Origin of the sequence: Helcococcus kunzii ATCC 51366, assembly GCF_000245755.1 — a bacterium.
GTDB classification, from domain to species: Bacteria; Bacillota; Clostridia; order Tissierellales; family Peptoniphilaceae; genus Helcococcus; species Helcococcus kunzii.
On sequence record NZ_JH601088.1, the window covers coordinates 1,610,377 to 1,612,464 of the forward strand.

Below are 2,088 nucleotides of genomic sequence, written 5' to 3' on the forward strand. Positions count from 1 at the left end.
TCTTCATTTTACACCTCCTAAACTGTATTATTATAAATATATTATAAATTAATTTTTTAATTATGTCAACGTTTTCTTATCTTGTTTTTAAAATTAAAATACTCATTCAAATATTAATGTAACTAAAATAATCCAAGCATTCACAACATTAAACAAAAATGGTTCATCTAGATCTGTTGGAGCTATATTCCTAACAGATATCGATGAACCATTTCTACTAGTCCTATTAAATTTTACTTTTTTACAACGCTATTTTAAAATTACCATTCAAAATCTATTCTGTCTAATTTATCACTGATTTCTTCAGGTAATAAACCTTCATTTTGTGTTTGTCTGACAAGGAAAAGGCGTTTTAAAACATATCTTAAATGTTTTTTGACCACTTTATTGTTTCTTCCATCCTATATGATTTTTCTCTAGACATCTCCATTATATGGGCCCTATAGGCTAATCTATCTACTATTGCACCTGTTGGCATTGAATCTTTGAATACTTCTTCCCATCTTTCAAAGATTTTGGCAAAACGTGTTGTCTTTTCTAAACGAATATATATAATCTAATAAAATATTGAGTTATAAAGAAAAGCTGTTGCAAAATAATCAAAAATTATTTTGCAACAGCCCTTTTTATATTGATTCAAATTTCCTATTCAAGAACAGAAATTATTAAATATTATTTTATCTCAAAACTTTCCTTACTAAAATTTTCTTTGAAAGGATAAATTTTTTCATTATCGTCACTAATAAAATAAATCGTATTTAAATCTGATGACATAATTCCCACATCAAATTCTACATATTTTTCGGTATCGTTTTGTGTAGAAACTTCATTTTCTACCTCTATCTCTCCCTTTATTTTTTTAAACTGATCATTTTTTATATCATATATATAATGATATTCAGTAAATGGCGCATGATATTTTGAGGCATTTATTAATAATATATCTTTTTTATAATCTAAAACTATATAAGAATGTAAATCTGGTAAAAAACTTTTATCTATATCAATTCCATACGCTTTTGTAATTTTCTTTTGTGATTTATCATATATAAAAAACGAATCTGGAGTGGTAATAACCGCGTAATCCTTTTTTTCGTATACGCAAGGTGGATGTTCACCCCATAATTCAAAAGCAGAATAACTTGGAGACTTCAGAGCTATACCTGAGCCTTTGCATCCACTAATGACTAACAATGTAATTATCGATATTATATAAAAATTTTTTTTCATGATTTTATATTCCTGTTATACGAATTATTCTTTTTGGATTTGATCCATATACATCCGTGGCTTTTGCGTTATTATTGTATGAACCACTAGATGTTCTTCCAGTCACTAACGCACCATATGTTGGATAACCATTATAAAGAAAAGTATATCTACCTGTTATTATTGTAGAATGTGTCCATTTTTTTTGGTATTTAAATTGAAGAATATCTCCATCTACAAAATATGATGTTGCATCAACTCTGTATGTATTATATGCGTAAGATTATGCGTAAGATTTCCCTCTTAAACCTGATGAACTATTTACTAGATAATCATGTAAGGCTATTACACCTGACCATGAAGAAGTTCTGTCTGATAACTTTCTATAATACCATCCATTACTTGAATATTTTGGTCTTGCACCACCTGCTAATAGAGCATGTGATACAAAGTTTGTACAGTCAAATGAATCCTTTATTGTAGCAAAATCAAAATAAGGAACTCCAGCCCCTCCACTAGCAGGTTTAACTTTATTATAATTATTTCTTGCATAATTTTTTACAGCAGTCTTGTTAATTCTAGTTGCTCTTAGTGGAATTGCAAGATTAGCTTTCTTAAACTCTAAACCTTCTTTATCCACCATCTTGTTTTCTTCTTTATAAATCTCGTTTATTTTATTTATAAGTTCTTTAGCTTTTTCCTCTAATACAATAGGAGTTAATTTTTCTTTTTTAAGTTTACTACTTTTCATCATCATAGGCATATCATTTGAAATATTTTCAAGCTCATCAGATTCATTTGTCCAAATTTGTATATCAAATCCACCTATTTCATCAAATACATTATCTACAATAAATGCATTTACATTGTTATCAATCT

The 2,088-nt window shown here is 27.7% G+C and carries 3 protein-coding genes; all 3 read right to left on the reverse strand.

Annotated features, from left to right (window positions below):
• Nucleotides 1-364 precede the first annotated feature (364 nt).
• Nucleotides 365-556, reverse strand: a complete 192-nt coding sequence (locus HMPREF9709_RS10430) for an ATP-binding protein (RefSeq protein WP_425357312.1) — start codon at nucleotides 554-556, stop codon at nucleotides 365-367.
• Nucleotides 557-672: 116 nt separating this feature from the next.
• Nucleotides 673-1,230 (reverse strand): hypothetical protein, encoded by a 558-nt coding sequence (locus HMPREF9709_RS07300; protein ID WP_005398961.1) that lies wholly within the window; start codon nucleotides 1,228-1,230, stop codon nucleotides 673-675.
• A gap of 262 nt (nucleotides 1,231-1,492) precedes the next feature.
• The coding region (locus HMPREF9709_RS09685; RefSeq protein ID WP_211204498.1) for an amidase domain-containing protein at nucleotides 1,493-2,088 on the reverse strand (596 nt) is incomplete at its 5' end.

Excerpts from the sequence above, each read along its gene's own strand:
- HMPREF9709_RS07300 (WP_005398961.1), bottom strand. The coding sequence starts at position 1,230 with ATGAAAAAAAATTTTTATATAATATCGATAATTACATTGTTAGTCATT.